A 25,607-nucleotide genomic window follows, 5' to 3' on the forward strand; every position below is an offset into this window, starting at 1 on the left:
CGAAGCATACGCTCCGTTCGTCCACGGCGAGAGGCATCGGACTGACTACAGTCCTTCAAGCGGTTCGTCGAGGGATGGAAACCCGCCACGGTCCGGCCAAGCGCGCCGCCCGCGAGATGATGGGCGTTTCCCTTGGCGTGGCGGATGTTGAAGGATTTCCATTTTTTCCATTCTCCGATACGTTTCGGATGATGGAATTGCCGATCACGCCCACGGCGACGCATCCAGGGCGCGCCGGCCGAGCGATGGAGGAGGAAATGTCGGAAACGACCGTCAATGTCCGTTATATGGTCGATGACGTCGACGCAGCCATCACATGGTACACGAGCCATCTGGGCTTTTCGGTTCTGTCGAACCATGCCCCCGCTTTCGCGGATGTACGGCGCGGAGCGTTACGGCTGCTGCTCAGCGGGCCGACGAGTTCGGCGGGACGAGCGATGCCGGATGGCGAACGGCCCCGATCGGGCGGCTGGAACCGGATACATCTCATCGTCGACGACCTGCCTGCCGAAGTGGCGCGCCTGCGGGCCGCCGGCGTTCAATTCCGAAATGAGATCGTCACGGGACCAGGCGGTTCGCAGATCCTGTTGATAGACCCGTCCGGCAATTTCGTTGAACTCTTTCAGCCGGCACGCGGATGAGCCCGATCTTATATTGGTGAGATTTACCGCTTTGCGAACATCGGTTGTCGTCTTGCTCTGGTCGAACAGCGGGCCGATCGAGTCGCCAGCAGCCACATAGGCCATGCGCGGCGAAGATGTCGCAGCTCTTGCGCGCCGAGCAGCAAATAGAACCTTGGCGAACAACTCGCCCACTGCCTCTTCCATCGCCTCGTTGAACAGGGCGCGGCCCTGCCGCCCTATCTGAAGCTGCCGATCGGATCCTCATTACGACCGCCCGGCGCCTGCATGATGCCATCGAGACTGACGAGGGCACCTGAACGATCTTGCGCATCTCCACCTTGGCGAAATCTTTTTTCCGCGCGCGGACCGGCGACCACGGGCTGAGCCGACGACAGGCTGAGACAAATATCAACAACCGCTGTTTGCCAAATCCGAACGATTCTTTTGTTTCCCTTTTGTACTCTTTGCCTCTTCACTTTCGCAGTGAGTCTCGCCATATTCCGCCCATGGCCAAAACTCCGAAGAAATCCACCGCCCCGAATAGCTTCGAGGAAGCTCCGCAGTCGTCCTTTGAAGGCGCTCCCCTGTCCGGCTCCGTGGCCGATTGGGTGAAGCAGCTCGAGGCCGATGCCGAGGCATCAAGTGTCGAGACGCAGCGCCAGATCGCCTCGAACGCCGGAAAGCACCGCAAGAAGGTGGAGATCGCCGCCAAATCGGCCGAAAACCGTAAGCAAGATGGGGCGTCCGCGCCGTTGCGAGGCGCTCGGGGAGCGAAGGCGCAAGGCGCTGGCAGCGTGAGCGCTTCGAAAAGTGCGCGCGGTACCTCCATGGGGGGCTCGACCGATCCGAAGACCCGCGCCGCCGCCGGCCTCAATCCCGTTGCCGGCATGGACACGACGCTGGAGGAGGCCGCGTCGCTGCAGGCCGGCACAGCCGTCACCGCCACCGTCGACGCGCTCGCCAAGCTGATCGAGAGTGGCAACCCGCTGCACAAGAACGGCAAGATCTGGACGCCGCACCGCCCTGCCCGGCCAGACAAGTCCGAAGGCGGCATCGAGATCCGCATGGCCTCGGAATACCAGCCCGCCGGCGATCAGCCGACTGCCATCAAGGACCTGGTCGAGGGCCTTGATAATGGCGACCGCTCGCAAGTCCTGCTCGGCGTCACCGGCTCCGGCAAGACCTTCACCATGGCCAAGGTGATCGAGGAAACCCAGCGCCCGGCTCTGATCCTGGCGCCGAACAAGACGCTCGCCGCCCAGCTATACTCGGAGTTCAAGAACTTCTTCCCCGACAATGCGGTGGAGTACTTCGTCTCCTATTACGACTACTATCAGCCGGAAGCCTACGTCCCGCGCTCCGACACCTATATCGAAAAGGAATCCTCGATCAACGAGCAGATCGACCGCATGCGCCACTCGGCGACTCGCTCGCTGCTCGAGCGCGACGACTGCATTATCGTCGCCTCGGTCTCTTGCATCTACGGTATCGGCTCGGTCGAAACCTACACCGCCATGACCTTCCAGATGAATGTCGGTGACCGCCTCGACCAGCGCCAGCTGCTTGCCGACCTCGTCGCCCAGCAATACAAGCGCCGAGACATGGATTTCCAGCGCGGCTCGTTCCGCGTTCGCGGCGACACCATCGAAATCTTCCCGGCCCACCTGGAAGATGCGGCCTGGCGCATCAGCATGTTCGGCGACGAGATCGACGCAATCACCGAATTCGACCCGCTTACCGGCCAGAAGACCGGCGACCTGAAATCGGTGAAGATCTACGCCAGCTCGCACTACGTCACCCCGCGCCCGACGCTGAATGCCGCCATCAAGTCGATTAAGGAGGAGCTGAAGCACCGCCTCGTCGAACTGGAACAGGCCGGCCGCCTGCTGGAAGCCCAACGCCTGGAGCAGCGCACGCGCTACGATCTCGAAATGCTTGAAGCGACCGGCTCCTGCCAGGGCATCGAGAACTATTCGCGCTATCTGACCGGCCGTGACCCCGGCGATCCGCCGCCGACGCTCTTCGAATACGTCCCCGACAACGCCATCGTCTTCATCGACGAAAGCCACGTCACCATCCCTCAGATCGGCGGCATGTACCGGGGCGACTTCCGCCGCAAGGCGACGCTTGCCGAATACGGCTTCCGCCTGCCCTCCTGCATGGACAACCGGCCGCTGCGCTTCGAGGAGTGGGACGCCATGCGCCCCGACACGATCGCCGTCTCGGCGACGCCCGGCAGCTGGGAGATGGAACAATCGGGCGGCGTGTTCGCCGAACAGGTCATCCGCCCGACCGGCCTGATCGACCCGCCCGTCGAAGTCCGCTCCGCCCGCAGCCAGGTCGACGACGTGCTGGGGGAGATCCGCGAGACGGCGGCCAAAGGCTACCGCACCCTTTGCACCGTGCTCACCAAGCGCATGGCCGAGGACCTCACCGAATACCTGCACGAACAAGGCGTGCGCGTCCGTTACATGCACTCCGACATCGACACGCTCGAGCGCATCGAGATCATCCGCGATCTCCGGCTTGGCGCCTTCGACGTGCTTGTCGGCATCAACCTTTTGCGCGAAGGCCTCGACATTCCCGAATGCGGCTTCGTCGCCATCCTTGACGCCGACAAGGAAGGCTTCCTGCGCTCCGAGACGTCGCTGATCCAGACGATCGGCCGCGCCGCGCGTAACGTCGACGGCAAGGTCATCCTCTATGCCGATAACATCACCGGCTCGATGCAGCGCGCCATGGACGAGACAGCCCGCCGCCGCGAAAAGCAGATGGCCTATAACCAGGAACACGGCATCACCCCGGAAAGCGTCAAAGCGAAGATCTCCGACATCCTCGACTCCGTCTACGAGCGCGACCACGTCCGCGCCGACATATCAGGCGCCTCGGGCAAAGGCTTCGCCGACGGCGGCAACCTCGTCGGCGGCAATCTGCAGGCGCATCTCAACGCTCTGGAAAAACAGATGCGCGACGCCGCCGCCGACCTCGATTTCGAGAAGGCTGCCCGCCTGCGCGACGAGATCAAGCGCCTCAAGGCTGCCGAACTCGCCGTCATGGACGACCCGATGGCACGCGAGGAAGCGCGTTCGCAGGAAGGCAGCGGCCGCAGGGGCGGCAAGCCAGCCGCAGGGGCGGGATCCCTCTTCGCCAAGCCCGGCCTCGACGAGATGGGCCCGGGCACCGACACCGCAACGCCGCTCTTCCGCAAACCCGGCCTTGACGAGATGGGCCGCGACATCGCCGATCCCGCCGGCAAGAGCCTGTTCCGCCGCAACACGCTTGATGAAATGACCGTCGGCCGCACCGAAAAACCGGTCACCGGTCGCCTGCCTGACAAGCCGGATGCCGCCAAGGCCACGAAGCGCTTCTCACCACTCCTGGAAGGCCAACCAGACCGCGACGGGCCTCGCCCGCTGGTGCGCGGCAGGACTGGCGTCGGAAGCTACGAGGATCCAGCCGAGCAGAAACGCAAGGGACGGACGAAGGGCAAGACCGGGCGGCCGGGGCGGTAAATGCATGTACAGTATGCAATTTCAGATGGACTTCTTTTTGGAGGAATGGGCATTTTTAGGCTTGACGCGTGGTGACGCGCCTCCTTTCGCCGTCCCCATCGGCCGGCACGCACATGATGAGCCTGGGCTCGTTAAACTTGCATCAATCCCTGCATGGCATATCTGCCCCGGCAATGCGAAAGGAGACATGCATGGCATTCGTAGCCTTCAAGAACACCCACAACAACGCGATCTATGTCAATCCGGCGCAGGTTCTTTACGTCTCGGCCTTCGAGGAAGATGTCACCATCATCGCCTATGCCGTCGCCGATGCCGGCGGTAAGCCCGTGGTCTCCCACGTCCGCGGCAGCGCCGATTTCGTCCAGCACAAGCTCGGCGGCGCAGCGGCTCGCTAGGACTACACACACCTTGCAGATATGCCCGAGAAAACGATGGCGGCGCGGTAGTGCCGTTCCGGCACAGTTTCCGGAAACGGGACAGCAACTGCTGTGCGTGGTTACCAATCGTCAAGTAACTGAATCTTTGGCGATTCCCGCTGCCCAGAATCGCGTGCCACAATATTGCCGCTTGCCTTTTGCTTCGAATGCTGTCACCAAATGCAGCTCTCGGGCATTTGCATGCCGGTGACTGGACTGATGTGGTAAAGCCTTCCTGCCGGAAGGCGGCGTGGGGGGTACCCGCGTGCGTAGACGTTCTTTCCCCGTTCGTGAACTACTCGACTGACCCTTCGCGCGTCGATTTTTCAATTGGAACGCGCGAAAGCTAAAGCCGTTCATTTCCTCTCGGGGGGATGGATACCAGACAGACTAAGGGAAAAGGACTATCCCAATGGCCACCAAGGGCACCGTAAAATTCTTCAACCAGGACAAGGGTTTTGGTTTCATCACACCGGAAGGCGGCGCGAAGGACGTTTTCGTCCACATCTCCGCGCTGCAGGCTTCGGGCATCCAGTCGCTGCGTGAAGGCCAGCAGGTCACCTTCGACACCGAGCCGGATCGCATGGGCAAGGGCCCGAAGGCCGTCAACATCTCGGCCAACTAATTCAATTTCCGCCTCGGCGGGAATGGACCGGCGCTCCGCAAGGGGCGCCGCTTTTGTTTGCGGGCATGGTTGCTGGATCGACCGACAACCGACGTGCTCAAACTGCCGGGCCACGACGCTTGGGGATGCCATGGCCGGGTTTAGCGCCTATTCCGGCCCGTTCTAGTTCCCGGGACATGGCGCCGTAGACGCAAACATCCCTGCTCCCGGCAACCGTGCACCACTGCTCCCGACGATCCGGGCCTCTCGATATTCGAGGGAGGACCGTCCGGCAGTCAGAACAAGGCTTGCCGCCAGCTACTGCCGGTCACCGTCGCATCGTGCGGCACAAAGCTATGCGCCGACCGCGTCTCGTGCGCCTTCGAAATCCACCGACGCAAAGGCTGCTGCGATCACCTCAGGCCCCGCCCCTGCCTTGACCGCATCGGTCGACAGGATCTGGCGGTAGCGCCGAGCGCCGGGCAGCCCGGTAAACAGTCCGACCATATGCCGAGCCACCTGCTGCAGCCGCCCGCCGTTGGCGATATGGCGCTCGGCGTAGGCCATCATCCGGTCGCGGATCGTGCCCCAGTCGGTCATTTCCGCCGCCGCGCCGTAGAAGCGATGATCGACATCGGCGAGAACGGCTGCGTTCTGGTAAGCCGCGCGCCCGAGCATGATGCCGTCGACGTGGTCCAGATGATCAGCCGCCTCGGCGAGCGTCTGGATGCCGCCGTTGATACCGACAAAGACGTCGGGCCGCGCTTGCTTCGTGCGGTAGACGATCTCGTAATCCAGCGGCGGGATCTCGCGGTTCTCCTTTGGCGACAGGCCCTTCAGCCAGGCCTTGCGCGCATGGATCCAGATGGCATCGGCGCCGGCATCGAGCACCCTGTCCAGAAGGGCTGGCAGTGCCGCCTCCGGATCCTGCTCGTCGACACCGATCCGGCACTTCACCGTCACGGGCACGTCCGCCACCGCCTTCATCGCCGCCACGCAGGCCGCCACGATGTCGGGCGTCAGCATCAGGCAGGCCCCAAACGTGCCCGATTGCACCCGGTCGGAGGGGCAGCCAACATTGAGGTTGATCTCGTCATAGCCGTAGGGTGCGGCGATCCTGACCGCCTCGGCAAGCTTCGCCGGATCCGATCCGCCAAGCTGCAGCGCCACCGGATGCTCCGTCGCATCGAAGGACAGCAACCGCTCGCGCGGCCCATGGATGATCGCATCGGCCACGACCATTTCCGTGTAGAGCAGTGCATTGCGGCTGATCTGCCGGTGGAAATAGCGGCAATGCCGATCGGTCCAATCGATCATTGGCGCAACGGCCAAGACCGGAGACCCAGAAGAGCGGGCTTTATCATAGAAATTCAATTGCTTAGCCTCGGCGATCTTTGTCATGCTTTGTCGGACTTTTTTCAGCCCGTTGCACCGTTTTCACCTTTGGGTGCGACATTGTCGTACCAACAGGGGATAATGTTGTACCCTGGGTACCATCAGCGCGCGCAGGCGGCAGGACGGAAGCAGCGGATATACCGCTCAAATCATTAGAAAGAAAGCCGGAGCGAAAATTTGGCGTAAGGCGAAGACATTCGACACGGAAACGCGAAGGTTTGGATCAGGTATCGTCAATCTGAGCTTGACCAGGCCGGCGCTATCGAGCGTGCTTTCACAAAGTCCTCTGCGTTGGCAAAACGCCACCAGACCTAAGCCACTCTTTCCAGCGTCCGGCCTCCTTCCTTACTCGCGATGAGCCAATCAAGGGGAGCGTTTCGCGGCCGCGAGATGGGCTTTCCCGCAGCACCCTTCCGAAAGTCGCCGCGACATCATACCAGGAACGCTCCTCCACCGGTAAGCCATCGGTTTCTCAAGGCCAATCCAGCTCGTCAATTCAGGCCGGCACGGCCAAGTCCCTCGATCAGACGCGCTCGATCCTCGGCAAGCACGAAAGACGATGTCGCGCCGACCGCGTCTCGCGAGATGTCAGGGACTAGCGACTTGAGCCGCCCGAGCAAGTCCGTGGCAGCCTCCTTGTTGTCCAGAAGGCCGGCACAGGCCGCGCCGATGATCAGCGGTACCGCGTGGCCGGACCGCAAGCGATGCGCCTCCCGTGCATAACTCAATCCAAGCTCGTAATTCGCGCCCTGGAAATAAGCCATGGCGTAGTAGAACTGAAAGTCGCCGAGAAAAGCTTCGCGCGGGCTCAGTCTGAGAGCGTGGTCGATGCAAGGAATGGCCTCCGTCCCGCGGCCCCCATTGGCATGCGCAAGGCCCAACTGACCATGTGCAAAAGCGGAGTTAGGGTTGATCGCAACGGCCTGGCTGACCGCTGCCATCGCTAGGACATTATCACGCGTCGCAAAGGCTATCATCGCCTGCGCAAGGTAAACCCATGGTTCCTTATCATCCGCGGCGATAGCCTGTTGAACGACATCCCTGGCTAGGGCCAGAGCATATCCCATGTCCTCCCACCCCTGGAACGCGCGCCACATCGTAATCCAACCTTTCATGGCGAGCGCCTGGGCATAATCAGGAGCCAGTCCGATTGCCCGCTCGAGCAGGGGGAGCATTTTTCGGCTGCTGTCCTCAGACAACTGCGAACAGAGGAACACCGCCCGCACGACACATTCCCAGGCATCAAGGCCATGATTCGGCTTGGGGCTTTCGCGGGCATGCTCTGCCGCCAGCAGTTCCGGCCCGATGCGGCCGACGACGCTTGCGGTGATTTCGTCCTGAATGACGAAGATGTCGCCAATGTCGCCGTCGTACCTCTCGGCCCAGAGATGAGCTTCGGAGGCCGCATCGATAAGCTGCGCGGTCACCCTCACGCGGCTGCCGGACTTGCGGACACTCCCCTCGAGGACATAGCGGATCCCGAGTTCGCGCCCGATCGCGCGCACATCCATGGGCTTTGCCTTGTAGGTGAACATTGTGTTGCGGGCGATCACGAAGAAGCCCTTGAGCTTGGATAGCGCGGTGGTGATGTCCTCGGTGAGCCCATCGCTGAAGAAGTCCTGCTCCGGGTCGGCGCTCATGGCGTTGAACGGCAGGACGGCGATGGATGGTCGGTCTGGAAGTGTGGGCCTGGGCGATGACGTGTGTGCGGTCGTCCCTTCCAGGAGAGGTCGGTAGAGACGCACCGGCCGCTCCATGTTCTTGAGCGCGCGTTCGCCGAGATACTCGTAGTCGCAGTCAAGCTTGCCCTGAAGATGATCGTACGCGGTGCCGGAAATGCAAATGCCGCCTGGATCTGCCAGGGTCTGGAGACGGGCCGCGATGTTGACGCCATCGCCGTAGAGATCCCCGTCAGCTTCGTGGATCACATCACCGAGATTGACGCCGATCCGGAAGATGATGCGTCGCTCCGTTGGAATATCTGCCTGATTCTCGGCAACGCCCTTCTGGATGACGACGGCGCACGCTACGGCATCGACGACCGAGCCGAACTCCACGAGCGCACCGTCGCCCATCAGCTTGACAATACGGCCCTGATGCTCGGCCAGCAGCGGGTCGATCACCTCCCGGCGCAGAACCTTCAAGGCCGACAGTGTCCCAGCCTCGTCATGCTCGACGAGGTGGGAATAGCCGACTACGTCAGCGGCCAGGATCGCGGCCAGCCGCCGCTCCGCTCTTGCAGTTGCCATGGCTATCTCTCCCTCGGGAGATCCGCCGGATGAAGCCCAGGCGATTGACGCGACATGCACCATCCGGCTGCCCGAGACCGCGACCGTGCCGGTTGATGATAGCACCGAGACGGTCACGTGGCGACGTTTCACCAGAGTGCCGCCCTCAACAGCAACAGGATGCGCGAAGCGGTCACTGTAGTGGTCTGTCGCGGTCCAATCGAAGGACGGCGTCACGAAGGAAGGTCCGTTTTCGAACCACGGGCGCACTGAACTTGTCGAAGTGGTTTCTTCCGTCGTTGGCGGTGGGAACAATTGCTCCGTCAGCCACGTGTCCCAAGCTCAGGATGGTCCGGGCCGGAAATGTTTGGATGCAAGGCAACGATGACGATCGCTCTGCTGAACGACGCTTTCCCCGGCCCTTGCTTTCCGTTTAAGATGTCAGGACCACGAACAGCAAGAGCCTGCAATGTCCTTTCCCGCGACTGTCATCCCGCTTCCACAACCCGTCCTGCTTCCCGTCGAGGGCACCGGGGAGGTATTCCCCGTGCGCCGCGTCTACTGCGTCGGGCGAAACTATGCCGACCACGCGATCGAGATGGGACATGATCCAAGCCGCGAGCCGCCCTTCTTTTTCCAGAAGAACGCCGATAACCTGATGCCTGAAGGCCAGGATTTCCCCTACCCGACGCTATCACGCGATGTGCATTTCGAGGTCGAGTGCGTGCTGGCGCTGAAGGCCGGCGGCCAGGATATCGCCGCCGACAAGGCGCTCGACTGCGTCTACGGCTACGCGGTCGGCATCGACTTCACACGCCGCGATCTGCAGGCGGACGCTAAAAAGCTCGGCCGCCCCTGGGAAGTCGCCAAGGCTTTCGAACATTCGGCACCGGTGTCACGGATCGTTCCGGCAGCCAAGATCGGTCACCCGTCGTCAGGCAGGATCTGGCTGGAGCTGAACGGCAAGCGCGTCCAGGACGGCGACCTCAACCAGATGATATGGAAAGTGCCGGAGATCATTGCCGAACTGTCTAAACTCTTCGTCTTGGCGCCGGGCGACGTCATCATGACCGGCACACCGGCCGGCGTCGGTGCCGTGAAGAAAGGCGACCACGTCGATTGCGGCATCGATGGTATCGCCACCCTGTCGATCAACGTGGCCTGAGGAGGAGACGTCATGCCTCTCTATGCGCTTGGCGAATTGACCCCGGACCTGCCGCCGTCGGGCACATATTGGATCGCACCTGACGCCCACGTCATTGGTCAGGTTTCACTTGGCGTCGACGTCGGCATCTGGTTCGGCTCGGTTCTGCGCGGCGACAATGAACCGATCACGGTTGGTGCCGCAACGAATATCCAGGAAGGCGCAATGCTGCACACCGATCCGGGGTTTCCCGTGACGATCGGTGAAGGCTGCACCATCGGCCATCATGCCATCGTGCATGGCTGCACGATCGGAGACAATTCCCTGATCGGCATGGGCGCAACGGTACTGAACGGCGCCAGGATCGGCCGCAACTGCCTAGTCGGCGCCAATGCCTTAATCACCGAGGGCAAGGAGTTTCCCGATAACTCCCTAATCGTCGGCTCGCCCGCGCGGGTTATCCGCACACTGGACGCGGCGGCGATCACCGGGCTGCGCCGCTCCGCCGAGAAGTATGTTGGCAATTGGAAACGCTACGCGCGGGACCTGCGTCCCTTCTGATCATCCGAATAGCAGACCGAGGCTCTAAGCGGCGCACGCCTCACACAGGCCGCGGATTTCGATCGTGGTCTTCTCTGCCTTGAACTTCTTGCCGCGCGTCCAATTCATGAGGCGGTGATCGACCTCGTGGTCGTGAAACTCCAAGACATGTCCGCAGCTCTCGCAGATCGCAAACGCAACAATGCCGTGGCTGTGGCAGTTTTGCTCCGGATGCGCGCAGGCGACGAACGCGTTGATGCTTTCGAGCCGGTGCACAACACCGTATTCGAGCAGCTTCTCCAGCGCCCGGTAGACCTGCAGCGGCGCGCGAAAGCCGTGATCACGCAGCTTGTCGAGAATCGTGTAGGCGCTCAGCGGTCCATCAGCCCTTTCGAGCACCTCAAAGACGAGAGCCTGGTTCTTGGTCAAAGCAGGTGCATTCATGAACGATGTCCTTCCAGGGCCTGCCCCCGCCAGCGCTTTGGTAGCAGGCTGAGAACAAATAGGATCAGGGCTGCCACGACGATCGACGGGCCGGAGGGCGTGTCGTAGGTCAGCGAGCCGAACAGCCCGCCGACCACGGCGACCGCACCGATCAGCGAGGCGAAGATGGCCATCACTTCGGGCGTCGAAGCGAAGCGGCGTGCGGCCGCCGCTGGTATGATCAGCAGCGATGTGATCAGCATGATACCGACGATCTTCATGGCAATTGCGATGACGACCGCCATCAGCAGCATGAAGAAGAGTCGCGCCCGCTCCGGCTGCAGCCCCTCGGCCTCTGCAAGCTCGGGGTTGACGGTGGAGGCGAGAAGCGGCCGCCAGAGCCAAACGATTGCGGCCAGCACAAGAATGCCGCCGCCCCAGATCATGACGATATCAATCTTCGAGACCGCGAGGATGTCGCCGAACAAAAAAGCGATGAGGTCGATGCGCACCCAGCTCATGAAGGCGACCATGACGAGGCCAATCGCCAATGTCGCATGCGAGAGGATACCGAGCAGCGCATCCGCGGACAGGGCTTGGCGTTTCTGCAATAACAGCAGGAGGATCGACACCGTCGCAGCAACGAGGAACACAGCAAGCGTTAGGTTGAACTGGAGCAGCAGCGACAGCGCGACGCCGAGCAGTGCTGAATGGGCGATGGTGTCGCCGAAATAGGCCATGCGCCGCCAGATGATGAAGCAGCCGAGTGGGCCTGTCGTCAGCGCCAGCCCGACGCCGGCAAGGATGGCGCGCACGAAGAAATCGTCAAACATGGCGCTCTCCTGCGGGCTGCTTGTGATCGTGGACATGATCCTCGGCATGATGATCGCCGCGTTGGTCATGGCCAACGCCGGCGTGGTCATGCTCAGAATGGTCGTCGCTATGACCATGCCCGTCATGGCTACGATGGTGGCCATCATCGGGGTGGCAGTGCTCGGTAACGGAGCCGTCGGAATGCAGCACCCGGCCATCCGGCAGATGCGTATGATCGTGGTGGTGACTGTAGACCGCCAGCGCCTGCGCCGCGCGACTGCCAAACAGTCGGACATATTCCGCACTCCGGCTGACCGCCTGAGGGGTACCACGGCAGCAAACGTGGCCGTTGAGACAGATGACAGTGTCGGTCGCCGCCATGACGACATGCAGGTCGTGCGAGATCAGCAGGATACCGCAGCCCGTGGTGTTGCGGATCGACTTGATCAGATCGTAGATCGCGATCTCGCCGGAGAAATCGACACCCTGCACGGGTTCGTCGAGCACGAGGAGGTCAGGCTTGCGCGCGATCGCGCGCGCCATCAGCGCCCGCTGAAACTCCCCCCCCGACAGATGCTGCACTTCGGCGCCAAGCATGTGCGACAGCCCGACGGCGTCGAGAGCGGCCGCCATATCGTTGTCGGAGAGAGGTCCGGTCAGTGTCATCAGCCGGCGCACGGTGAGCGGCAGCGTCCAATCGATCGCCAGCTTCTGCGGCACATAGCCTACCGTGAGCTTGGCGGCACGCTCCACCCTCCCCTCGTCGGGCCTCAGCACGCCGATCGCTGTCTTGACGGTCGTCGACTTGCCTGAGCCGTTAGGGCCGATCAGCGTGACGATCTCGCCGCGCGAAACGGAGAAATCCACGCCGCGGACGAGCCAGCGGCCGTTTCTTCGCACGCCGACATTGGAAAGCGAGACCAATGGCTTGGCTTCTGAATTTGCGGGAGAGAACATCATTTTTCCTGATGTGGTGTTGCGACTTGCTATCGCACACGTTATAGCATAACGCAATTGATGTAATAACATTACAGCTGCAATTCAAGCGGAGTACACCGATGAAACTCGCGATGGCCCTTACCCTCGCAATCCCAGCCGCCTTCTTTGCCGAAGCGGGCAGAACGGCGGATGCACCTGTCGTGGTGACCTCCATCAAGCCGGTTCACTCACTTGTATCTGCGATCATGCAGGGCGTCGGCACGCCGGAACTAATCGTCGATGGCGCCGCCTCGCCCCACACCTACAATATGAAGCCGTCAAATGCGCGCGCGCTGCAGAACGCCAAGGTGGTGTTCTGGGTCGGCCCCGGTCTCGAAGCGTTTCTGGAGAAGCCGCTGCAGGCGATCGGGTCTGATGCTGTCGTTGCCGAACTCGACAACGCGCCGGGCCTGACGAAGCTCAAGTTCCGTGAAGGCGGCGCCTTCGAGCCGCACCATGACGGCGACCACGAGGGTGAAGATCAGCATGACGGCGATGGGCACGATGATGCGCATGCCGACGCAGATCATGATCATGATCATGGGGCTTTCGATACTCATCTCTGGCTTGATCCGCAAAATGCCAAGGCGATGGCCGCGGAGATCACGACCACGCTCGTCGCAGCCGACCCCGCCAATGCCCTCATTTACCAAGGCAATGCGAAGCTGCTGGATGACAAGCTTGATGCTCTGGACAAGGAAATCACCGCTATCGTGTCACCGGTCAAGGACAAGCCATTCATCGTCTTCCACGATGCCTATCAGTATTTCGAGAACCGCTATCATGTGCGCGTCGCCGGCTCGATCACCGTCAGCCCCGAAACGGTTCCCGGCGCGGAACGCATCGCGGAGATCAAAAAGAAAGTTGGCGAACTCGGCGCCACCTGCGTCTTCGCCGAGCCGCAGTTCCAGCCACGATTGGTCGATGTCGTGATTGAAGGAACCAAGGCGAAGGCCGGTGTTCTCGATCCGGAGGCCGCCACCCTCGATGCCGGAACGGATCTCTATTTCAACCTCATGCGCGGCATTGCCAACAGTATGAAGGACTGCCTCTCGAGACAAAGCTGAGATTGGCGACTTTTCCTCATAGACTCTACTAAGAGGGCGCTGTTGACCGAACGGATGAGCCGGAAATCGATCTGCACCCAACGAATAGCGAAAAATCATATTCCAAAATACAAAATGCGGCATCGCCAGGATTGCCGGCGATGCCGCGCTCTCGATCAAAGTTCGTCGTAGTTGAACCAATCGAAATCTGCCGTCCTTGCGCGACCCGACGTATCGAATGCGAAGACCCCGGTGAAGGCACCTGTAAACGAGCCGTGCTCGCCGCGCCCGCCTTCATCGGAGACAACGCCGGCGTCGAGGACCGGACCGATCGGCTGCCACGCCCCCTTGCCTTCCGTCTGCCAGAAAAACTGGAGGTCGTTGTCCCTGACTTCCATGGAAAGCTGCACGCGCCCCTCAGCCGGAAGAGCCACACCGCTGCCTGCCGGGAAGCTGAGGCGGCTGTTCGGGTAATCGCCATCACAGGAAAAGATCGTGACGCAGCGCCCCAACTTTTCGTGCAGAGTGACGCCGATCGCATGGAATTTGTGCCTGTTGTAGTAGTGGGTCAGGCCGGCGACCTGCTGGTAGGTGTCGGGATCGAATTCGACGACGGTCTCTGCTCGGAAGCTGTGGTGCTCCTGGCGGCGGGCGACGAGAGACTGTTCGAACCACGAGCCGATGCTCTCGCGCGCGATCAGCCTGAGGTGGCCCGGCCGGTCTGTCAGGCTGAAGATGCGCTCCGGCTTTGGCGTGCGAAGCCACTGGAAGTCAGCAGGCAGGACGCCGCCATCAAAGTTGTATTCGCTGCGCATCGGCTTCTCGACGGCGACGGCACTAGCCAGTCCCGGCACGGTGACATCGGGAACGGTGGTACCGTTTTCGAGGTAGAGCCAGCCATCTTCCTTCCAAACGCACTTCTGCAGGCTGGTTTCACGGCCGAGCGTGCAGCGGCGCTTCGGCGGCATCGGTCGACCGCAAAGATGCGTGTGATAGGCCTCGCCATCCGGCGTTTCGACGTACTGGCCGTGCCCTGCCCGCTGGAGGATGGCCTCCGGGTGATCCTTCGACGTGATCAGGTGCTTGTTCGGGTGCATCTCATAGGGACCGTCGATCGTCCGTGAACGGGCCATCGTCACTGCATGGTCATAGCCAGTCCCGCCCTCGGCGGTCGTGAGATAGTAATAGCCGTTGCGCTTGAAGAGGTGCGGTCCCTCGACCAAGCCAAGCGGACTGCCGGCGAAGATGTTCTTGATCGGCCCCTTCAGCGACTTCGTTGCCGGGTCCCACTCCTGCATGAGAATGCCGTCGAAGGCCGGCGATTTCGGCGCGCCGCCGAAGCTCTCGGTGCGGTGGTTCCACTGCATGTTCAGGAACCACTTGCGGCCGTCATCGTCATGGAACAGCGACGGGTCGAAGCCGGAGGAGTTCACATACACCGGCTCCGACCATTCGCCTTCGATCGTTGGCGAAGTCACGATATAGTTGTGCGCATCCTTGAAGTTGCCGTCGAAGCGCTTGACGTCGGTATAGACAAGCCAGAAGCGCCCGTCGGCATAGGAAAGACAGGGTGCCCAGACGCCGCAACTATCAGGATTGCCGCGCATGTCGAGCTGCGACTGGCGCTCGAGCGGACGCCGCACCATTGTCCAGTTCACGAGATCGCGTGAATGATGGATCTGAACGCCGGGATACCATTCGAAGGTGGAGGTGGCGATATAATAATCATCCCCGACGCGGCAGATGGACGGATCCGGGTTGAAGCCCGGTAGGATCGGGTTGCGGATCATGGTGAAATCTCCTCCCTGGGATACGCACAATTCTTGCGGCACGTACATCAAAACTCAATAGAAAAAACGCCCGGAAGGTCGTTCCGGGCGCGTTGGCTTATTCGCGTTCCGCGGACTTGGCCCACAGATTTATGTCCGCCTCGCGAGCGTAGACGTCGATCTCCTTGAGTTCCTCGGCGGTAAACTCGAGATTGTCGAGCGCCTTGACGCAATCGACGATCTGCGACGAGCGGCTGGCCCCGATCAGCGCCGACGTCACGCGGCCGCCGCGCAGCACCCAGGCGATCGCCATCTGCGCCAGCGTCTGGCCGCGCTTCTCCGCGATCTCGTTAAGCTTGCGGATGTTGTCGATGATCTGAGGACGAATGAAGTCCTTCTTCAGGAAGTGGTTCTGCGCCGCACGACTATCCTGAGGGATGCCGCCGAGGTACTTCGTCGTCAGCATGCCCTGCGCCAGCGGCGAGAACACGATCGAGCCGATGCCGACATCATCCAACGTATCGAGCAACTTGTCGTCCTCGACCCAGCGGTTGAGCATGGAATAGCTCGGCTGGTGGATCAGGCAGGGCGTGCCGAGATCCTTGAGAATGGCGGCGGCTTCGCGGGTACGCTGCGAATTATAAGACGAGATGCCGACATAGAGCGCGCGGCCGGAGCGCACGATATGATCGAGCGCACCGCAGGTTTCCTCGAGCGGCGTATCCGGATCGAAGCGGTGCGAATAAAAGATATCGACATAGTCGAGACCCATGCGCTTCAGGCTCTGGTCGCAGGAGGCGATCAGATATTTGCGGCCGCCCCATTCGCCGTAAGGACCCGGCCACATGTCGTAGCCGGCCTTAGACGAGATGATCAGCTCATCGCGCAGGCCGGAAAACTCGGTGCGCAGGATCTCGCCGAAGGCGGTCTCGGCGCTGCCGGGAGGCGGGCCATAATTGTTGGCGAGGTCGAAATGGGTAATTCCGAGATCGAAGGCCGTGCGGCACATGTCGATCTTGCGGTCGTGTGGCGTGTCGCCGCCGAAATTGTGCCAGAGGCCGAGCGAAACGGCCGGAAGCTTCAGGCCGGAACGGCCCGTGCGGTTATACTTCATCTTCGAATAGCGGTCGGAAGCCGGTTGCCAGCTCATCATCCTGATCCTTCAAGCAAAAAGGCGCGGGCTTTTCGCCCGCGCCGGACCATAGTCCTTTGGTCGCTTACTTCAAGAGCGCCTGTGCCTCTTCGATGCCGAGCGCGGCCGGCTGCGTGCAGGTCGTCGTCAGCTCGATGAAGCGGCCTTCCTCGCCCGACTTCAGGATCGAGGTCATCACGTCGACGCCGTGCAGCGTGCGGTCGAGCGAGCAACGCGCATCGCGGCCCTCGATGATCGCCATCGCCATATCGGCCAGACCGGCGGTACGATAGTTGGCGCGCGGCCCATGCGGGCTCTCCTGGTTGAATATTCCGAAGGGATGTTCCCAACTGTCGAGCGGTTTAATGTCCTTGTCGCGGCCGCTGGCCTCAACGACGCCGCCGAAGAAATTCGGATCCGGTACGTAAAGCGAACCGTCGGTGCCGTAGAGCTCCATGTTGGCATGGCGATGAGACCACACATCCCAGCTCGCCGTCAGCGTGATTGTCGCGCCGCTGACGAACTCGAGCATTGCCTGGATCGTCGTCGGTGTCTTGACCGGGATGACCTCGCCATAACGCGGCTGGCTGGTGATCGTGCGGGTATCGGACGCCATGGAGGTCATGGCGCCGACGCGCTTGACCGGTCCAATCAGGTTGATCAGGTTGGCGACGTAATAAGGGCCGAGGTCCAGGATCGGGCCGCCGCCGGGCAGGAAGAAGAAGTCCGGGTTCGGATGCCACATTTCCATGCCCGGGCTCATGACGTAGCAGGCGCCCGATGTGATGCGGCCGATGCCTCCCTCGTCGATGTATTTGCGGGCAAGTTGGTGCGCGCCGCCGAGGAAGGTGTCAGGCGCGCAACCGACGGAGAGGTTCTTCTCCTTGGCGATGCGGCGCAGCTCCTCACCCTGCTCGAGGGTGAGAACCAGCGGTTTTTCCGAATAGACGTGCTTGCCGGCCTCGAGGATCGCCTTTGAAACCGGGAAATGCGCGTCCGGAATGGTCAGGTTGACGATGACGTCGATCTCGTCATTGGCGAGAAGCTCATCGATCGTCTGTGCCTTGACGCCGTATTCCTCGGCGCGGGCCTTGGCGGCCTGCACGTTGATATCGGCGCAAGCCAGAACTTTCAGGCCCTTGAACAGCGGGGCGAGCGAAAAGTAGGTGGTGGAGATGTTGCCGCATCCGATGATGCCGACGCCAAGTTCCTTAGTCATGATTTGCCTCAATAGGTCTTGAAGGATGCGATCGAGCGGGTGATCAGGCGATCGATATCGGCCGGATTGTCATGCTCGACAACGTAGTGCTTGGTCTTTGTACCCTTGAGGGCGGCGACGAGCTTTGCCCAGGGCAGCGTGCCCTGCCCGACATCGGCCCAGCCGTCCTCGTTCTTGTTCTCGCCTGCCGGGGCAATGTCCTTGACGTGAGCCGAGGTAATGCGGGATCCAAGCTTTTCGATCCATGCGAACGGATCGGCGCCACCGCGAACGACCCAGGCAATATCCGCTTCCCAGGAAATGTCAGGCGCGCCTTCGAAAATCCGCTCGATCGGCAGCGAGCCGTCGGCGAGCTTCACGAATTCGAAGTCATGGTTGTGCCAGCCGAACTCATATCCGGCGTCCTTGTAAGGCTTGCTCATTTCCTGCAGGCGCTTGCCGAAGCCCAGCCAGCCGGCACCATCGGTCGGGCGCTGATCGGCGGCCAGATGCGGGGCATAGATCGAGTCCATGCCGAGGATCTTGGCAATGTTCAGCGACTTCTGCACTTCGCGCTCGAGGAAATCGGGGCTGAAATGGCCGCTTGCCATGACAAGCCCGTTCTTGTCGAGTTCCCCGCGCAGGCTCTTCAGGCCGGCGTCGTCGAGATCGGCGTAGATGCCGCCGAAACCTTCGACTTCCTGGTAGCCGGCCTTGCCGAGCTTTTCGAAGATCAACGAATAGGGCTGGAAGTTACGGGCGCTATAAAGCTGGAAACTCAGTTTCGTCATCATTCCTCCTCGGGCCTCGTGCCCATTACATTTCAGTCAACATCAATCCACGGACTGACAGGCTTGCAGGTCGTAGAAACGGAAATCCGGCAGTGAGCCGCCATCAAGCGGTGTGGCCGGGGTGAAGGTGATCCGGCGCGTTTCGCCCGCCGCCAGATCGAAGGCATTGTCGGAATACTTGCCGTCGGTATCCGTCTCGATCATCACGAACAGCGCAAGTCCCTTGGCAGTGACGTTGAGGCAGACGGAGCCATCCTCCTCGACATATTCGTGCGTGACCATAAGGCCCGCCGGCTCGAGCTCCAGCGCCTTGTAGGTGCCGTGCACATAGTGCCCTTCCCCGCCCATGCCGTTCGATGCCGTGAACCGCCAGGCAAGCAGCGTGCCGGCTGGAAGGTCCTCAACGTCGATTGTTGCAGCAGTAACCGCGGCATCTGGCGTGCAGACCGCCTGAACATCCTTCAAGTGCTTGCGCTCGCCCTTCATATCGAGGAACGAGAGAGACAGATCGATGCTGACCTCGGCAAGGGTGTCGTTGACGAGCGAGAAGCGGATCTGCTTGCCGTCGTCATCAGGGATCGCCGCGACTGCGACTGGCTGGAAGAAGCGCTTGACGAGGTAGTGCATCGCCTTCCAACGACCGCCGTAATCAAGGCTCGACCAGGACGCGACCGGCCAGGTATCGTTGAGCTGCCAGTAGATCGTGCCCATGCAATGCGGCTTCAGCGACCGCCAGTATTCCACGGCCGTCTTGATCGCGAGACCCTGCTGGATCTGGCTGAGATAGACGAAGTTTGGGAAATCCTTCGGAAAGCGAAAGTAGCGGAACATCGTCCCGGCGATACGTTCGTTGCCGCCGGCATTCTTCTGGTGCAGTTCCATGACCGGCGACGCGACGTTCATGTCCTTCGCCTCCGCATAGGTCTTGATGACGGGTAGCGACGTATAGGACTGGAAACCGAATTCCGAGCAGAAGCGCGGGCGCACCGTACGATAGTTGTCAAACGACTTATTTTCGTGCCAGACCGACCAGTAATGCATGTCGCCGGAGCCGTCGGCATGCCATGCATCGCCGAAATCGAGATAGCCGGACGCCGGACTCGACGGCCACCAGATAGCATCCGGCGCCGCCTTCTTCATCGCCTGCTCGATCGTCCGGTTCAGACGGTCGTATGAGACGAGGTAGCGGTCACGATCTTTCTTCGACTCGTCGAACCAAGTCAGTGCCCCGACCAGTTCGTTGTCGCCACACCAGAGCGCGATCGACGGATGCGAAGACAGGCGGCGGACCTGATAGTCGACTTCGAGCGTGACGTTGTCGAGGAAGTCTTCGGTCGAGGGATAGAGATTGCAGGCGAACATGAAGTCCTGCCAGATCATCAGGCCGAGCCGGTCGCAAAGATCGTAGAAGTGGTCATGCTCGTAGAAACCACCACCCCAGACGCGGATCATGTTCATGTTTGCAGCCTTGGCCGACTGCAACAGATCCTCGGTCTTTTCGGGGCTGGATCGCGAGAACAGCGCGTCCGCGGGTATCCAGTTGGCACCGCGGCAGAAGATTTCGCGGCCGTTGACCTTCAGCGCGAAACGGCTACCGGCAGCGTCAGGCGTCGTGATGAGCTCGACGGTTCGAAGACCAATCTGCCTGGTCACGGCATCTGCTGGCAGATCGACCGTCAGTGCATAGAGCGCCTGCCCGCCGCTGCCAGAAGGCCACCAGAGCCGCGGCTTCTCGATTTCGAAGACATGATTGACGACCGTTTCTCCAGCTCCCACGCCGACGTCAAGGCGAACGCGCTCGCCATCAAGCGAGAAATGGATCGGCACGATGCCGGGGTCCTTGGCAAACAGTGTCGCGGTAACCTGCAAATCCACGGAACCGTTCAGATTATGGACCTGGCGGGTCGTCACGTGCTCGATGCGAGCCGTCTCGAGTTTGCGCAACGCAATCGTGCCGTAGAGCCCAAGGGGGGCAATCGCGATATTCCAGTCCCAGCCAAAATGGCACTGCGGCTTGCGCAGCATGTTGCCATTCGCAATCGGCGAGTTGCCGGGATGATACGGAATGTAAAAGGGCTGCCTGGCTTGCCGGTCGGCGCCAGCGACAATGCTCGAATGCAGGACGATGCGGATAACATTGTCGCCGGCTTTCAGCTGACCGCCGACATCAGGTCGATAGCGCCGAAAGCTGTTGTCTGCGAGGAGAACCGGCGAGCCATTGATGAAGACCGCACCCACGGTATCGAGATAGTCGATATCGAGATACCAATCGCCGTCCGGTTCCGAAAGCGTGAAGCTGCGCTCGAGCACCCAGTCGCGATGCGCCACCCACTGAACAACTTCCTCGTTCCGGCCGAAATAGGGATCGGGAATGAGCTCGGCGGCATGCAAGGCAGTATGCACATCGCCAGGCAGCTTGATCGACGTCGTGATGTCCCCATCGGCGGAGCTAAGCGTCCACGATCCGGAGAGGTCGAGGTTGAACCCGTTTTTCGGCAAGGATGTCATAATATTATCCCGATCGGGCTACGCTTGGGAATGCCCGCACCCGCGGGCCGCAGCCGAACTTGGTGGCCAGATGGCCGATTAGAAGAAGGGGCGGAACGATAGCTCCGCCCGCATTGCGATTTCTAAAGACGAAGCTCGGTTTCGGCATCGAAGATCGACGCCAGCGACATGTCGAATCCGAGCTTCAGGGCTGTTCCGGGGCTGAAGCGGCGGGCGCCATTGATGCGCACGGACATTGTGTGGCCGGCATGCTTCAACCACAGCAGGTTGTCGGCGCCCATCGGCTCTTCGATATCGACCGTCGCATCGTGGACTTCAGCGCCGAGGTTCTCGTTTACCTTCACATGTTCTGGACGAACACCGAGGACGACCTTGCGGCCGGCCTGCAGTACTTCCGGTGTATCGTAGTGCGCCAGTGAGAAATTCACGCCGTTCGCCGTAAAGAACGTCTGATCCCCCTGCTTGGCGATCTCACCGCGTAGGAAATTCATCGACGGCGAGCCGATAAAGCCGGCAACGAAGAGATTGCGGGGCTTGTTGTAAATCGTGGTCGGATCGGCAAGCTGCTGGATGATGCCACTCTTCATGATCGCGATACGATCAGCCAAGGTAAGCGCCTCGATCTGGTCATGTGTGACGTAGATCATCGTGTTGTTCAGCGACTGGTGCAGGCGCTTGATTTCGACGCGCAGCTCCGAGCGCAGCTTGGCGTCGAGGTTCGACAGCGGCTCGTCGAACAGGAACACATCCACATCGCGCACCAGGGCGCGACCGATCGCAACGCGCTGGCGCTGACCGCCCGAAAGTTCGGCTGGCTTGCGCTTCAAGAGCGGCTGGATCTGCAGTATTTCGGCGGCGCGCGCGACGCGCTTGTCGATCTCCTGTTGCGGCACCTTGGCGACCTGAAGGCCGAAGGAGAGGTTTTTCTCGACGCTCATCTGCGGATAAAGCGCATAGGACTGGAACACCATGCCGATGCCACGATCCTTGGGCTCTTCCCAGGTAACGTTTTTGCCCTTGATGAAAATCTGGCCCTCGGAGGCGTCGAGCAAGCCCGCGATGCAGTTCAATAGCGTGGACTTGCCGCAGCCGGACGAGCCGAGGAGAACGAGGAATTCCCCGTCGTTGATTTCGAGATTGAGGTCCTTGAGAACGCTGACCGCGCCGAAATTCAAAGTCAGATCGCGGATGGAAACACTTGAATTCATGGATCAGCCTTTCACTGCGCCGGCGGCGATGCCACGGACGAAAAGTCGTCCCGATACGAAGTAGACAACGAGCGGCACGAGACCCGTCAGGATCGTTGCGGCCATATTGACGTTGTATTCCTTCACGCCCTGGACAGAATTGACGATATTGTTGAGCTGCACGGTCATCGGATAGGTGTCGGGTCTGGTGAAGACGACGCCGAACAGGAAGTCGTTCCAGATGCCGGTAACCTGCAGGATCATGGCAACAACGAAGATCGGCAGCGACATCGGCACCATGATCTTCAGGAAAATCTGCCAGAAGCCCGCGCCGTCGATACGCGCTGCCTTGAAAAGTTCTTGCGGCAGCGATGCAAAGTAGTTGCGAAACAGAAGTGTCAGAATCGGCATGCCGAAGATGCTGTGCACGATGATCAGACCGGTCAGTGTGCCGTAGATACCGATTTCACGCAGCACGATGACGATCGGGTAGATCATCACCTGGTAGGGAATGAAGGCGCCGACGACGAGGATCGCAAAGAACATCTCGGATCCCTTGAAGCGCCAGTTGGCGAGCGCATAGCCGTTCACCGAGGCAATGGCGATCGAAAGGACTACCGAGGGAACGGTGATGCGCACCGAATTCCAAAAACCCCGCGAGAGACCGTCGCAGTTAAGACCGGTGCAAGCTGTCGCCCAGGCCTTCACCCAGGGTTCGAATGTGATTTCAAGCGGCGGCGAGAAAATGTTGCCCAGTCGGATTTCCGGCATGCCCTTCAGCGACGTGACGATCATCACATAGAGCGGAAGCAAGTAGTATGCAGCGGCAACGAAAAGCGTGCCATAGAGCATGATGTTGCGCGGAGAAATCACCCGTTTGGGCTTCGGGCCGCTTGGGCCAGAGAGGGATTTATCGCGCAAGCTGTCATCGGCGGTCTTGAGAGCAATAGCATCAGGCACGTTTAGGCCCTCCGAATTCCAGATAAGCCCATGGGATAATGATGATCGCGACGGTAATCAGCATCATGGTCGAGGCAGCAAAGCCCTGCCCCAGATTCTGAGCCTGGAACATGTAATCGTACACGTACTTCGCGGGCACTTCCGACGCGATTCCCGGACCGCCGCTTGTCTGCGCGACGACAAGGTCGTAGACCTTGACGATGCCACTGGCGATGATCACAAGCGTCGTGATGAACACAGGCCGCATCATCGGAATGACGATGAAGAGATAGGTCTTCCACATCGGGATGCCATCGACACGCGAGGCCTTCCAGATGTCTTCATCGATACCGCGCAGGCCGGCGAGCATCAGGCACATGACAAGGCCGGTACCCTGCCAAAGCGCTGCAATCAGAATGCCGTAGATGACGATTTCCGGCGTATAGAGCGGGTCGAAGGTGAAGGTTGTCCAGCCGAGCGAACGAATAACGGATTGCACGCCGAACTCGGGGTTGAGTATCCACTGCCAGACCAGGCCCGTCACGATAAACGATAAAGCGAACGGGTAAAGGAAGATCGTGCGGAACGTGTTTTCGAAGCGGATCTTCTGGTCCATCAGCGCCGCGAGCACAAAGCCGATCACAAGGCTGAAGATAAGCGAGAGAACGCCATAGACGGCAAGGTTCTCGATCGAGATGATCCAGCGTGGCGCAGCCCAAAGCCGCCTGTACTGATCGATACCGACAAAGCTCAACCGTGGAAGGAGCTTGGAATTGGTGAATGAGTAGACGACCGTCCACACCGTGCCGCCGAGAAAGATAACAAGGGCGGTAAGGATCATGGGAATGGATGCAATCTTCGAATTCAGATTGCGCAGTAACTGATTTGGCCGGCCTGCTTTCGCTTGACCTGTCATTGTAATTCCTCCTGAATCGCAAGTCCTGCGTGATCCAGAGCGGCGAACCGTGTCCCGGTCGCCACCTCACTCCCTTATCGAGACCAGCGAATGAGCATCAGCGTCAGTCTCGAGCGCTGCCGCTACCCGGAGTTCCGGGCAAATCCGGCTCCGCCAAACGAACGGAGCCGGATCGCAACAGCAATCGGAATGCGACGTATCAGTCGGCAGAAGCGATGATTTCAGCGAAGCGCTTCTGAGCGGCTTCCGGCGTCATCGATGGATTTGCGAAGAACTCGGAGAAGAGGTCTTCCTTCTGCTTCTGGCTATCCGCCGACAGAAGCTGGTCCGTGCCTTCGATCACATTGCCCTTGGCTAGGATATCGAGACCCTTCTTCATGCAGTCGTTGGCGGCTCCGAGGTCTACGTCGCCACGAACCGGCAGCGAACCCTTCTTCAGGTTGAAGGCGACCTGCGTCTTGGGATCGAGCAGCGTCTTGGCGAGAACATCCTGCGCCTTCGACTTGGCTTCATCCTTGAGCAGCGGGAAGTAGAACGCGTCACCGCCGGTGGAGATGATCTCGTTCACCCCGAGGCCCGGAAGGCAGGTGTAGTCGGTGCCGGCCTTCTGACCAGCCAGCTGGAACTCGCCCTGCGCCCAGTCACCCATGATCTGGCCGCCGGCCTTCCCTGTAATGACGAGGTTGGTTGCCTGGTTCCAGTCCTGAACGTTGCTGCCCTTTGACATCTTGCGAGCGTCGTCGGCTGCCTTGAAGACCTTCGCAATTTCAGGACCGGCAGCAGCTTTGGCATCCTTGTCCTTGAACACCTTGTAGAACGTATCCTTGCCAGCGATCGCGACCATCAGAACGTCGAATGCGCCTGCAGCCTGCCAGGGCTGACCACCAACGGCGAGCGGGACGATACCGGCCTTTTCAAGCGCCGGGGCAGCAGCGACGAATTCGTCCCAGTTCTTCGGCACGTTCACGCCGGCCTTTTTGAAAGCGGCATTCGAGAGCCACAGCCATTGCCACGAATGGATATTGACTGGAGCACAATAGATCTTGCCGTTGATCGTGCAGGAATCAAGCAAGCTCGACGGACGGACGATGTCCTTCCAGTGCTCGGCGGTGGCAACGTCGGTCAGATCGCGCATCAGCCCGGCCTGTACGAGTTCCTCGGCCTGACGGCCATGGTTGAACTGCGTCGCACCCATCGGATCGCCGCCGGTGATGCGGCTAATCATGATCGGACGCGCGGTACCACCGGAGCCGGCAATTGCACCGTCAACCCATTTGTTGCCGGTCGCATTAAACGCCTTTGCGAGTTCCGCTACGGCAGCAGCTTCGCCGCCGGATGTCCACCAATGGGTGACTTCAAGATCGGTCGCGTTTGCCGCACCGAACGGCAACACGACGGAAGCGGCAAGTGCAGCCGCGATCAAACGAAAATTCATGAGTTCTCCT

Annotated in this window: 21 protein-coding genes and 1 pseudogene; 7 read left to right on the forward strand and 15 right to left on the reverse strand. The window is 60.7% G+C overall.

Features of this window, described 5'->3' with window-relative positions; all coding sequences use genetic code 11:
• The first annotated feature begins 257 nt into the window (after positions 1-257).
• On the forward strand, positions 258-641 hold the full coding sequence (locus BN77_RS14640) for a VOC family protein (protein ID WP_040677798.1): 384 nt from the start codon (positions 258-260) through the stop codon (positions 639-641).
• Positions 642-698: 57 nt separating this feature from the next.
• Here the strand turns inward: BN77_RS14640 and BN77_RS35835 are convergent.
• A pseudogene (locus tag BN77_RS35835) lies at positions 699-954 on the reverse strand (dihydrofolate reductase family protein); the annotation flags it as partial.
• Between the two features lie 175 nt (positions 955-1,129).
• On the opposite strand from BN77_RS35835, the gene uvrB reads away from it, so the two are divergent.
• The 3 genes from uvrB (at position 1,130) to BN77_RS14660 (ending at position 5,176) form a co-directional block, all read left to right on the forward strand.
• Positions 1,130-4,135 carry an excinuclease ABC subunit UvrB gene (uvrB, locus tag BN77_RS14650; RefSeq protein ID WP_007533149.1) on the forward strand — a complete coding sequence of 1,002 codons (3,006 nt, stop codon included), beginning with the start codon at positions 1,130-1,132 and terminating at the stop codon, positions 4,133-4,135.
• A gap of 191 nt (positions 4,136-4,326) precedes the next feature.
• Positions 4,327-4,530 carry a hypothetical protein gene (locus BN77_RS14655; RefSeq protein WP_007533150.1) on the forward strand — a complete coding sequence of 68 codons (204 nt, stop codon included), beginning with the start codon at positions 4,327-4,329 and terminating at the stop codon, positions 4,528-4,530.
• Between the two features lie 433 nt (positions 4,531-4,963).
• Positions 4,964-5,176, forward strand: a complete 213-nt coding sequence (locus tag BN77_RS14660; RefSeq protein ID WP_007533154.1) for a cold-shock protein — start codon at positions 4,964-4,966, stop codon at positions 5,174-5,176.
• Positions 5,177-5,509: 333 nt separating this feature from the next.
• Here BN77_RS14660 and dusA read toward each other — a convergent pair whose 3' ends face one another.
• Both dusA and BN77_RS14670 read right to left on the reverse strand, forming a co-directional pair.
• Entirely contained in the window at positions 5,510-6,556 is a 1,047-nt protein-coding gene (gene dusA / locus BN77_RS14665) for a tRNA dihydrouridine(20/20a) synthase DusA (protein WP_040677221.1), read from the reverse strand.
• Positions 6,557-7,041: 485 nt separating this feature from the next.
• On the reverse strand, positions 7,042-9,015 hold the full coding sequence (locus BN77_RS14670) for an adenylate/guanylate cyclase domain-containing protein (protein WP_007533158.1): 1,974 nt from the start codon (positions 9,013-9,015) through the stop codon (positions 7,042-7,044).
• A 232-nt stretch (positions 9,016-9,247) separates the two neighbouring features.
• On the opposite strand from BN77_RS14670, the gene BN77_RS14675 reads away from it, so the two are divergent.
• Entirely contained in the window at positions 9,248-9,943 is a 696-nt protein-coding gene (locus BN77_RS14675; RefSeq protein ID WP_007533160.1) for a fumarylacetoacetate hydrolase family protein, read from the forward strand.
• 12 nt (positions 9,944-9,955) lie between these two features.
• Complete coding sequence (locus BN77_RS14680) at positions 9,956-10,483, forward strand: gamma carbonic anhydrase family protein (protein WP_007533161.1); 528 nt, start codon at positions 9,956-9,958, stop codon at positions 10,481-10,483.
• Positions 10,484-10,507: 24 nt separating this feature from the next.
• On the opposite strand, the gene BN77_RS14685 is transcribed toward BN77_RS14680, so the two are convergent.
• Genes BN77_RS14685 through BN77_RS14695 form a run of 3 tightly spaced genes read right to left on the reverse strand, consistent with a single transcriptional unit; the run spans position 10,508 to position 12,655 of the window.
• Complete coding sequence (locus tag BN77_RS14685) at positions 10,508-10,906, reverse strand: Fur family transcriptional regulator (RefSeq protein WP_007533163.1); 399 nt, start codon at positions 10,904-10,906, stop codon at positions 10,508-10,510.
• Positions 10,903-11,718 carry a zinc ABC transporter permease subunit ZnuB gene (gene znuB / locus BN77_RS14690; protein ID WP_007533165.1) on the reverse strand — a complete coding sequence of 272 codons (816 nt, stop codon included), beginning with the start codon at positions 11,716-11,718 and terminating at the stop codon, positions 10,903-10,905. Before znuB ends, BN77_RS14685 begins: the two co-directional genes overlap by 4 nt.
• Positions 11,711-12,655 carry a metal ABC transporter ATP-binding protein gene (locus BN77_RS14695; protein WP_007533167.1) on the reverse strand — a complete coding sequence of 315 codons (945 nt, stop codon included), beginning with the start codon at positions 12,653-12,655 and terminating at the stop codon, positions 11,711-11,713. The genes znuB and BN77_RS14695 overlap by 8 nt, the downstream gene beginning before the upstream one ends.
• A gap of 101 nt (positions 12,656-12,756) precedes the next feature.
• Here BN77_RS14695 and znuA point away from each other — a divergent pair, with 101 nt between their 5' ends.
• Positions 12,757-13,743, forward strand: a complete 987-nt coding sequence (gene znuA, locus BN77_RS14700) for a zinc ABC transporter substrate-binding protein ZnuA (protein ID WP_007533169.1) — start codon at positions 12,757-12,759, stop codon at positions 13,741-13,743.
• A gap of 155 nt (positions 13,744-13,898) precedes the next feature.
• On the opposite strand, the gene BN77_RS14705 is transcribed toward znuA, so the two are convergent.
• The 9 genes from BN77_RS14705 to BN77_RS14745 form a co-directional block, all read right to left on the reverse strand.
• Positions 13,899-15,512, reverse strand: a complete 1,614-nt coding sequence (locus BN77_RS14705) for a glycoside hydrolase family 43 protein (protein WP_007533171.1) — start codon at positions 15,510-15,512, stop codon at positions 13,899-13,901.
• Positions 15,513-15,609: 97 nt separating this feature from the next.
• A complete protein-coding gene (gene mgrA / locus BN77_RS14710) occupies positions 15,610-16,641 on the reverse strand; it encodes an L-glyceraldehyde 3-phosphate reductase (protein WP_007533173.1) in 1,032 nt (343 codons plus the stop codon).
• Positions 16,642-16,708: 67 nt separating this feature from the next.
• The gene (locus BN77_RS14715; RefSeq protein ID WP_007533175.1) at positions 16,709-17,842 is read right to left on the reverse strand and encodes a Gfo/Idh/MocA family protein; all 1,134 of its coding nucleotides are present in this window, start codon (positions 17,840-17,842) and stop codon (positions 16,709-16,711) included.
• Positions 17,843-17,850: 8 nt separating this feature from the next.
• A complete protein-coding gene (locus tag BN77_RS14720) occupies positions 17,851-18,612 on the reverse strand; it encodes a sugar phosphate isomerase/epimerase family protein (protein ID WP_007533176.1) in 762 nt (253 codons plus the stop codon).
• A gap of 42 nt (positions 18,613-18,654) precedes the next feature.
• A complete protein-coding gene (locus BN77_RS14725) occupies positions 18,655-21,120 on the reverse strand; it encodes a beta-mannosidase (RefSeq protein ID WP_007533178.1) in 2,466 nt (821 codons plus the stop codon).
• Positions 21,121-21,242: 122 nt separating this feature from the next.
• Positions 21,243-22,328 (reverse strand): ABC transporter ATP-binding protein, encoded by a 1,086-nt coding sequence (locus tag BN77_RS14730; RefSeq protein WP_007533180.1) that lies wholly within the window; start codon positions 22,326-22,328, stop codon positions 21,243-21,245.
• A gap of 3 nt (positions 22,329-22,331) precedes the next feature.
• The gene (locus tag BN77_RS14735; protein ID WP_040677223.1) at positions 22,332-23,267 is read right to left on the reverse strand and encodes a carbohydrate ABC transporter permease; all 936 of its coding nucleotides are present in this window, start codon (positions 23,265-23,267) and stop codon (positions 22,332-22,334) included.
• Complete coding sequence (locus BN77_RS14740) at positions 23,260-24,162, reverse strand: carbohydrate ABC transporter permease (protein ID WP_007533185.1); 903 nt, start codon at positions 24,160-24,162, stop codon at positions 23,260-23,262. The genes BN77_RS14735 and BN77_RS14740 overlap by 8 nt, the downstream gene beginning before the upstream one ends.
• Before the next feature lie 199 nt (positions 24,163-24,361).
• A complete protein-coding gene (locus BN77_RS14745) occupies positions 24,362-25,597 on the reverse strand; it encodes an ABC transporter substrate-binding protein (protein WP_007533187.1) in 1,236 nt (411 codons plus the stop codon).
• Between the last annotated feature and the right edge of the window lie 10 nt (positions 25,598-25,607).

This window comes from Rhizobium mesoamericanum STM3625, from assembly GCF_000312665.1.
GTDB lineage: Bacteria > Pseudomonadota > Alphaproteobacteria > Rhizobiales > Rhizobiaceae > Rhizobium > Rhizobium mesoamericanum.

What these genes read in the sequence shown, in the direction of transcription:
- BN77_RS14640 (WP_040677798.1), top strand. Translation starts at nt 258, where the DNA reads ATGTCGGAAACGACCGTCAATGTCCGTTATATGGTCGATGACGTCGAC.
- uvrB (WP_007533149.1), top strand. Translation starts at nt 1,130, where the DNA reads ATGGCCAAAACTCCGAAGAAATCCACCGCCCCGAATAGCTTCGAGGAA.
- BN77_RS14655 (WP_007533150.1), top strand. Translation starts at nt 4,327, where the DNA reads ATGGCATTCGTAGCCTTCAAGAACACCCACAACAACGCGATCTATGTC.
- BN77_RS14660 (WP_007533154.1), top strand. Translation starts at nt 4,964, where the DNA reads ATGGCCACCAAGGGCACCGTAAAATTCTTCAACCAGGACAAGGGTTTT.
- dusA (WP_040677221.1), bottom strand. Translation starts at nt 6,556, where the DNA reads ATGACAAAGATCGCCGAGGCTAAGCAATTGAATTTCTATGATAAAGCC.
- BN77_RS14675 (WP_007533160.1), top strand. Translation starts at nt 9,248, where the DNA reads ATGTCCTTTCCCGCGACTGTCATCCCGCTTCCACAACCCGTCCTGCTT.
- BN77_RS14680 (WP_007533161.1), top strand. Translation starts at nt 9,956, where the DNA reads ATGCCTCTCTATGCGCTTGGCGAATTGACCCCGGACCTGCCGCCGTCG.
- BN77_RS14685 (WP_007533163.1), bottom strand. Translation starts at nt 10,906, where the DNA reads ATGAATGCACCTGCTTTGACCAAGAACCAGGCTCTCGTCTTTGAGGTG.
- znuB (WP_007533165.1), bottom strand. Translation starts at nt 11,718, where the DNA reads ATGTTTGACGATTTCTTCGTGCGCGCCATCCTTGCCGGCGTCGGGCTG.
- BN77_RS14695 (WP_007533167.1), bottom strand. Translation starts at nt 12,655, where the DNA reads ATGTTCTCTCCCGCAAATTCAGAAGCCAAGCCATTGGTCTCGCTTTCC.
- znuA (WP_007533169.1), top strand. Translation starts at nt 12,757, where the DNA reads ATGAAACTCGCGATGGCCCTTACCCTCGCAATCCCAGCCGCCTTCTTT.
- BN77_RS14705 (WP_007533171.1), bottom strand. Translation starts at nt 15,512, where the DNA reads ATGATCCGCAACCCGATCCTACCGGGCTTCAACCCGGATCCGTCCATC.
- mgrA (WP_007533173.1), bottom strand. Translation starts at nt 16,641, where the DNA reads ATGAGCTGGCAACCGGCTTCCGACCGCTATTCGAAGATGAAGTATAAC.
- BN77_RS14715 (WP_007533175.1), bottom strand. Translation starts at nt 17,842, where the DNA reads ATGACTAAGGAACTTGGCGTCGGCATCATCGGATGCGGCAACATCTCC.
- BN77_RS14720 (WP_007533176.1), bottom strand. Translation starts at nt 18,612, where the DNA reads ATGACGAAACTGAGTTTCCAGCTTTATAGCGCCCGTAACTTCCAGCCC.
- BN77_RS14725 (WP_007533178.1), bottom strand. Translation starts at nt 21,120, where the DNA reads ATGACATCCTTGCCGAAAAACGGGTTCAACCTCGACCTCTCCGGATCG.
- BN77_RS14730 (WP_007533180.1), bottom strand. Translation starts at nt 22,328, where the DNA reads ATGAATTCAAGTGTTTCCATCCGCGATCTGACTTTGAATTTCGGCGCG.
- BN77_RS14740 (WP_007533185.1), bottom strand. Translation starts at nt 24,162, where the DNA reads ATGACAGGTCAAGCGAAAGCAGGCCGGCCAAATCAGTTACTGCGCAAT.
- BN77_RS14745 (WP_007533187.1), bottom strand. Translation starts at nt 25,597, where the DNA reads ATGAATTTTCGTTTGATCGCGGCTGCACTTGCCGCTTCCGTCGTGTTG.